At 53.8% G+C, this 600-nt stretch carries 1 pseudogene; it reads left to right on the top strand.

What is annotated here, in order from left to right:
* Nucleotides 1-229: pseudogene (locus EN780_RS36780) on the top strand (carbohydrate kinase); the annotation flags it as partial.
* Between the last annotated feature and the right edge of the window lie 371 nt (nt 230-600).

Raw genomic sequence — 600 nt, 5'->3', positions numbered from 1 at the left:
GACAACCGTGGAAGGCCCCTTTGCCCACAACCGCCTCTTTACCGGCATGCTGGCGGCGGCGACCGCGCGCACCGTCATCGCCTCCGAGGCCGTCACCGGCACCAGCATCGGCGCAGCACTTCTGGCATCCAAAGAGACGCCCGCGCACAGCAAGGTCGAGACAATAGAACCGCAAACTGATCCCATCTGGGCGGCCTATTTCAGCGCATGGCGCGGGGAATCCAACTGAAAGCCACTGGCTTGCGAAAATAGATCTATGCCATACTTAATGGACAAATACGATTCACATTCCGAACCCCCATCCCCGTAGCTAATACCCATTCCAACATAATTTCCACAATTGTTGGCTTTTTCAAAAACGCAAGCAGACGACCCTGATAAAAATGCCATTGCAGCAAACAAGATGGAATTAACCCTGCCAACGTCCCCAACTAGTCTCATCTAGGCATCCAACTGGATTCAAAATTTCTGGGTTGAGGTTACGTTCCGCTCCGATCGCAAGTCAATTTAGCTATAGAATCCGCTTGCCGAAGGCCGACATGACGAAGCTGACGGCATCGGTGGCGATCCTGGGTTCGAGATCGGCGGTGAAGCCAGAGA

The organism is Mesorhizobium sp. M4B.F.Ca.ET.089.01.1.1 (assembly GCF_004022605.1).
Classification (GTDB): Bacteria; Pseudomonadota; Alphaproteobacteria; order Rhizobiales; family Rhizobiaceae; genus Mesorhizobium; species Mesorhizobium abyssinicae.
This window is presented reverse-complemented; position numbering and strand designations above follow the sequence as displayed.